Genomic DNA, 6,868 nt, shown 5'->3' with positions numbered 1-6,868 from the left:
CTTTTACATCAATTATGGCTACGTCTGATGCCAGCATACTTTTTAGAACACCACCTAAATTTTAAATAGGTTAAACGTTGCAATTCTGCATCGAATAACTTACTAATATCTGAATATTATTTGTACAGCCCTCCTTATTTGGCTGCCATTTTTTATCACTATTTTCAAAATAAGAACATGCTCTAGTTATACCTAGCATCAACATCTAAACCACGAAAAAAAAGCACCACCCAACCATTAGTTGAGTGGTGCTTTTTATTTGGCACGTAAAGCGCGCTATACTAAATTGTCCTGAGTACCCTACCTACTCTGTGATAGCAGATATCTCTCCGATCAGTTTTTTAGTTTTATATCTTGCTTCGGCCAAGGCCATCTTATTATGCGCCACAAGCGTCAAGACACAAGGTTTTCCAATATAGTCCGTTTTTACGAATAATATATTCCCAGAGGTCGCTTCAACGATAGTAATATCACACTGTCCTTGCTTCATTTGATTCGCAGACGAGTCACTCAGTGACGATAACGTACTACTCATTGCCGCAAATTTATCCGCTTGATTGCTCAGTTCACTGACGGAAAAACAACTGATAGGAAAGCCATCTGTCGTACATAGGCTGACCAGCATAATTTCTCTATTGGCATCGCACAAGGTTTTGATGTGATGTAACAGCGCAAGTTTCGCTGGTGATTTTTCATTTGGCATAGTCATATCCAACATTAGTCTTGGTTGTTAAGAGTATTGAATAGTGATAAAAGAGATACAGCCGATTCTCTACTTCTAGGATCGGTATTGATCACTGGCGCTACCACGTTATGCTGCATTAGCATAATTCTTATTTCTTGACCCAACGTTGCAAGCTTATCTTTATCAGCATCTTCACTGTGAGTAATACCGACAATACAAGTGGTCTGGTTTTTTTCTGGTGCAAAAAACTTTAACAGTTTATCTATGTTGGCGTAGTCTGGTGTCTCGCCATACTTAATTAAAATGAGTAAGCCCCATAAAGACTGGTTGACAAACTCCCATAAAAAAGAAAAACGCTCTTGACCTGGCACCCCATAGATACCCAAGGCCATTTCATCTGATAAGGTGATACGCCCATAATCAATGCCTACCGTGGTGTATTTCTTACCGATATCGATACTAGATTCTGCTTCTGTTTCGATAGGATTGATCTCACTTAATGTGTTGACCAACTGAGTTTTTCCGGCGCCCACTTCACCAATGATAGCTAGCTTTTGATAATTCAATTTTTTACCTCATTCCTAAGAATTTTTTGATCGCACCGTAAAACTTACTAGGTTTTTTCTTGCTGACCACTTTCTCTTCTAATGCTTCTCCTTCAGTGACGCTTAGTATACCTGATCGCTCAAACTCTCTGACGATCTGTGTGACTTGCTGGTATGTTCCAAACTCACCACTATCCACTAAAAAATTGAAAGGATAAGGTTTTTTGGTCAGCTTTATACATAGGCTCATGATCATTTGAGGATTACTTTCATTATTCAGATCAGGCCAAGCTATCAACCTTAAATTCTTACCTTGATAATATTGATCAGGAACCGCATCAATCTTTTTTATGTCAATAAAAGGCTGAATACGGTCTTTCTGCTGTTCATCAAAGATATTGAAAACTGCTCTATTGCTCTCTATAAAATTATCAAAGAAAACACCTTTATCCACAAAATTGAAGACACTAACGCTCCAATTAGGAAAGATACGCTCAGTAATGCTTTCGTTTAAAAAGACCCAAAGATCTTCGTGTCTAGGATCAGCTGCTATCTTAGCCATCAATGTGTCTATTTCCAAATCAGACCCTTCTAGTATTTGAAAATACTGGCCCTCACGGTAAGAGATGATTCCAGTAATTTGCGCTTTTGGGTTATGCTTACTAGAGGCACTAATGATGTCTGATAATCCAGTAGGCATACGTACACTATTATTACTGATAAGCGATCTACAGATAGGTGCTCTACTAACGTATGCAATACATTTCATTTTATCACCATTTAATAAGGCATCTAAGGGTTAGCTAGATCATCGTCATACAGCCAATCCTATATAAAGCTGATACAATTTTAGCCTTGCGCAGTTTGCTATTTATCACGCTTGAACTGGCTTTTAGGTATTCAAATTATATTAAACTGACTATATATAAAAAGATTATATTCGTTATATAACATATTTAGATAACAAATATAATCTTGCTACTTGTGCTTTTCAGAAAAGCAAAAGTAACAAGAGCATTTGGATTAAAAAATTCGATTATCCAAATATAAAAAATCAAATTATATTTCTATTTTAGTGTCTACTGTTTGTACTTTACGGCGTGCTAGTGCAAGGTTGGCTTTTGATTTATCAAGTATCAAATAAATAAACAAATCTTCGTGGTTATGTGTAGGACGAATGATATGAATCTGAGACTCTAAAGTGATTAACATATCTTCAATTTCACCTGTGATACCAAGCGACTTCATGGTAGCAACTTTTGCTTTTACGACTTGAGCATTACCTGCTGCGGCAAGCTCTAGGTCAACACCGCCACCAGTCATACCAAGCACCATGCCTGACATGTAATCAACAATACAAGCGCCCATAGCGCCATCAAGCGTCATTAAATCCTGTAAACAATCATTGATATTTGACATTTTTTTCCCCTATTAACTTAGTTGTTGTTCAGTAAAGTAATGCTGTTGCAATAGTTTAATACTAAACTAAATTTGATTTATAGTTAACCAGTTCCACTTATTACTTCTTTTTAGATAAATCTAAATTTGAAAAATACCGGTCATAATAAAGTCATAAATAACTAAGCATGCTTTTTAAGATAAGCCATACATCACACTTATTACAAAACTTAACATTACTTAGTAGATTTTATTATACACATATATTAACACTAAAAACATATTTATTAGAGGCTTTCATCATCAAATCAATAATACGAGATGCAGAGAAATAGAAATACCCAAGAAGTCGCAAAAGAACTTAAATAATTATTGCTACTAATAACTATTTTTATTCAAGAAACGCTATCATTAATCATCACTATTTTTTTGTTCCAAAAGATGGCCAACAGTCATTCTTATAAAACCAAAGAACAGCGTTATATAACAGAAAAATCATAGAATAAATAAGCTAGGATAGCCATAGACAGTTCAAGATATGTCGGTTCAATTTAGAGGTAGTACAAGACAACCAAATATAAAGATATATTTAATGTTTAAAGCGAGGCTAAAGCAGTCGTACTTTTATAGTGGCGGGACAGGTATCTTAACCCTCCTATGTATTGAAGCAACTATAGCCATTAGAAGAACCATGGTCGCATACTCAACATGCTCTAGTTATTTTTAATATTTCATGCACAAAAAAAAGCCTCACTGTTAAGTGAGGCTTTTTAGAATTTGGAGCGGGAAAAGAGATTCGAACTCTCGACCCCAACCTTGGCAAGGTTATGCTCTACCACTGAGCTATTCCCGCTAATTATCAAGTTATAATAGTTAACTACTACGTCTCGATAGGATGGCTATTTTAGCAAAAATTCTGAGTGTGTCAACACCTTTTTCAGTATTTATTTCTAATAAATTTACCAACGTTATTTTCTTACTATATAATATCAACTAAGTATTTGATTTAATGACAAATACCTACCGTAAGAGAGTAAAAATAATTTTACGGTAATAAAAGTAGTCTAAGACTATCTAATCAAAAAAGTACTAAATAACATGTATCGCCATCACTTGATTCTGTTTTTGAAGAGAACAAGGCATAAATATTACGTCTTTCTCCTAATTTCATGCTTATACATGGCTGTTTTGCTTACAATCATACCTTGTATTGTTACTTTTTCTACATTGGTTTTGCTGCATTCACATTATTATACTTAGATGGAGCTTGTGTCTTAAATTCGCTCGCTAATCATCTAAATAAGCTACAAACTAAGACACGCCCTAATAACAGTTCAGGTGATTTTTTATAATTGAGGCAAAACAACATATGTTAGCCAATTATCGATAATTAACTGACTTTCGACTTATGCTACCTCCCCATACTTTGTTCAACTTTTCCTTTTATCATTTACAGCGAGGATGTTTTTATGAAAAAACTACTGACTACTACCGTCATGGCAGTATCATTATCAACATTGACTTTAGCCGGTTGTACTAGCACAACTAATACAGGTACCATTGGAGTTGATCGTCAGCAGCTGTTATTAGTTTCTAGTGAGCAAGTTTTAGAATTGTCAGCACAAAGCTATGCTAATACGATACAAGAAGCCAAGTCGAGTGGCGTACTAGATACCGACTCTGCACAACTCAATCGCCTAAAAATTATTGCCAATCGTTTGATTGGTCAGGTTGGTGTCTACCGCACAGATGCGGCAGCGTGGGATTGGGAAGTACATACCATCAAATCCGATGAGCTAAATGCTTTTGTGGTACCTGGTGGTAAGATTATGTTTTATTCAGGGATTATTGATCGCTTGAGCCTAACTGATGATGAGATTGCCGCGATTATGGGACATGAGATGTCACATGCACTACGAGAGCACTCACGTGAGCGCCTTTCTCGTGAATACGCAACACAAACAAGTATCGGTGTGGCTGCCAGTATATTCGGCTTATCACAAGGACAAACTGAGTTAGCAGGTACTGCTGGTAATTTAGGTTTAAGCCTACCTCATAGCCGCACTCAAGAGTCTGAAGCCGATCAAATTGGTCTTGAGCTGATGGCACGTGCAGGTTACAACCCTCAAGCAGCCGTTAGCTTGTGGCAAAAAATGCAGAAGGCAAGCGAAGGTGAGCCACCACAATTTTTAAGCACTCACCCATCTAGTAGCAATCGTATTTCTCAACTGCAGTCACTAATGCCTAAAGTGATGCCGCTATATGAAAAGGCACGTCGTTAATTTATTATGTCATTGTAGACTCTGTACACTGAGTCTATATGGATTACGCTATAAGAGCAGAGTGCACCTATGTGTTGCGCCCTGCTCTTTTTGTTTTTTAACAAAATATGATAATACTCAAAAACCTTGTTGCTTATTACCATATTTTGTAGCAACTCGACTCAAGTAATGATTGAACATGACCGCAAGGTATGCAAATTAATAGCCCACTGTTCAAATAACGACGTCTGCTATAATACATACAATATATTATTCACATAATACTAATGGCTATTAGGGCATTTCCTCAACTTAATCGATAATTATCTCACTCATCTAAAAGTGAGGTCACACTCTAAGTAAAATATATAAAAGGACAGCTATGAGTACCACACCAATCGCTGATTCGCTCAATACCGAGCTACAATCTTTACAGCCAAAACATTTAGAACTGATAAATGAATCAATGGATCATGCTGGCTATTTTGACGGCAAAGAAAGCCATTTTAAGCTCACTATTGTCAGTGATGCTTTTGAAGGTAAACGATTAGTCGCACGCCATCAGCTCGTATATGAACGAGTTAATTCACTGCTAACATCACAAGGTGGTCAAGTACATGCATTGGCTATCCATGCCTATACACCAATCGAGTGGCAAGGACAAAGTCCTAATAGCCCATCATGTGCCGGACAAAATAAACAATAAAAAACTAAATAGATATTAGTGTCTGTTGAACGTTCAACAGACACTATTTGAGCAACATTTTTTAGACGATAATTGAATTCTATAAACCAGCTAAGAACATGCCACTTTAAGGAAAACGATATTCAATGAAACATTTACATATGCTCATAGCCTTGCTGATCGTTGTGCTATTCTTATATCAAAGTTATTTGGTATTAAGCGCGAATAGACGAGCACCACGTCCAGTTAAGATAATCTCTCATATGCTCTATGCCTTTTTGATTGTATCAGGGGCTGTCATGCTAATGCAGCTAATGAGTGTTAATGCGCCTGTACAGTGGGTGTTCGCCAAAATAATTTTACTTTTTGCAGCTATTAGCTCTAGTGTAAAAGCTTTTAAGAATCACTCCACACCCAATCAACAGAAAGCAGGTATTCTCATTGCTGGTATCGCATATCTAGGTATTATAGTACTTGCCTTTGCAAAACCTGGTAACTTATTTTAATAGCTCTTTAGCATGACGACATGCTCTATGTTTTTAAAAACAGCTATACTGCTAAAAGCATTTGACGCGTGTTGAGCATTCGACCATGGCACTGAAGAGTGCTATTTGTGAATATTCAATGCGCCCTATATATGATAGTCGATATACTTTCAATATCTTAATTATGTTATCTTTGCTATCTTAAATGAATATAACTACAACCATTTAGCCTCATGGAACTACGATGAAAACTCTTGCGACAGCGACACTACTTGCGATTACTGGCATTTTCGGGCTCTCAGGCTGTGCTTCTACTGGCAATGTAACGCCGCAGTATGTGCCACCAAGCACTTATCAAAGCTACGACTGCCAAGCACTTAACCAAGAATATGCTCGTGTCAATCGTTATGTAGATGCGGCACTTAATGAGCAATCAACTCTATCTAGTACTGGTGTGGGTATCGGTGTCTCGGCAGGTAGTTGGGGCATTTCTCCTAACATCAGCTTTGGTTTGGGTAAAAGCGAAAACACCAAAGCACGCGATGCAAAATTATCGCGTCTCTACGGTGAGCGTGATGCGATTGTGCAATCTGCCCGTCTTCAAAACTGTGACTTTGTCGATGGTATCAAGATTTATGGCGAGTAATATTCAAAGTAGTATCACTGATGGTTCACATTGAACTTAGCCTTATATTATCATCACTAACCCCAATTCGGGATAAGGGCTCAAAAAAAAGATAAAAAAAGAAGTCCAAAGTTGCTAAAGTAAGTTTACCAAGACCACTTAAGCAAAAAGGACTTCTTACATG

Annotated in this window: 8 protein-coding genes and 1 tRNA gene; 4 read left to right on the top strand and 5 right to left on the bottom strand. The window is 37.0% G+C overall.

The genetic code is table 11. The features are described from left to right. Positions 1 to 304 precede the first annotated feature (304 nt). The 5 genes from EI164_RS13820 to EI164_RS13800 form a co-directional block, all read right to left on the bottom strand. On the bottom strand, positions 305 to 703 hold the full coding sequence (locus EI164_RS13820) for a roadblock/LC7 domain-containing protein (RefSeq protein WP_192520510.1): 399 nt from the start codon (positions 701 to 703) through the stop codon (positions 305 to 307). Positions 704 to 717: 14 nt separating this feature from the next. Beyond that, on the bottom strand, positions 718 to 1,251 hold the full coding sequence (locus EI164_RS13815) for a GTP-binding protein (protein WP_192520509.1): 534 nt from the start codon (positions 1,249 to 1,251) through the stop codon (positions 718 to 720). Positions 1,252 to 1,255: 4 nt separating this feature from the next. After that, positions 1,256 to 1,999: a BLUF domain-containing protein gene (locus EI164_RS13810; protein ID WP_192520508.1), complete on the bottom strand. Its 744-nt coding sequence runs from the start codon at positions 1,997 to 1,999 to the stop codon at positions 1,256 to 1,258. A 290-nt stretch (positions 2,000 to 2,289) separates the two neighbouring features. Then, positions 2,290 to 2,649, bottom strand: coding sequence for a hypothetical protein (locus tag EI164_RS13805; protein WP_192520507.1), 360 nt, complete (start codon positions 2,647 to 2,649; stop codon positions 2,290 to 2,292). Between the two features lie 757 nt (positions 2,650 to 3,406). After that, positions 3,407 to 3,481, bottom strand: a tRNA-Gly gene (locus EI164_RS13800). Positions 3,482 to 4,097: 616 nt separating this feature from the next. Here EI164_RS13800 and EI164_RS13795 point away from each other — a divergent pair. The 4 genes from EI164_RS13795 to EI164_RS13780 all read left to right on the top strand — a co-directional run bounded on the left by EI164_RS13795 (position 4,098) and on the right by EI164_RS13780 (position 6,705). Continuing rightward, positions 4,098 to 4,910, top strand: a complete 813-nt coding sequence (locus tag EI164_RS13795) for a M48 family metallopeptidase (protein ID WP_192520506.1) — start codon at positions 4,098 to 4,100, stop codon at positions 4,908 to 4,910. Positions 4,911 to 5,271: 361 nt separating this feature from the next. Next, the gene (locus tag EI164_RS13790) at positions 5,272 to 5,595 is read left to right on the top strand and encodes a BolA family protein (RefSeq protein WP_192520505.1); all 324 of its coding nucleotides are present in this window, start codon (positions 5,272 to 5,274) and stop codon (positions 5,593 to 5,595) included. Positions 5,596 to 5,720: 125 nt separating this feature from the next. Then, positions 5,721 to 6,080 carry a SirB2 family protein gene (locus EI164_RS13785; protein WP_192520504.1) on the top strand — a complete coding sequence of 120 codons (360 nt, stop codon included), beginning with the start codon at positions 5,721 to 5,723 and terminating at the stop codon, positions 6,078 to 6,080. A 223-nt stretch (positions 6,081 to 6,303) separates the two neighbouring features. Next, the gene (locus EI164_RS13780; RefSeq protein ID WP_192520503.1) at positions 6,304 to 6,705 is read left to right on the top strand and encodes a hypothetical protein; all 402 of its coding nucleotides are present in this window, start codon (positions 6,304 to 6,306) and stop codon (positions 6,703 to 6,705) included. Positions 6,706 to 6,868: the final 163 nt, after the last annotated feature.

The organism is Psychrobacter sp. FME13 (assembly GCF_014861395.1).
Lineage (GTDB): Bacteria > Pseudomonadota > Gammaproteobacteria > Pseudomonadales > Moraxellaceae > Psychrobacter.
This window is presented reverse-complemented; position numbering and strand designations above follow the sequence as displayed.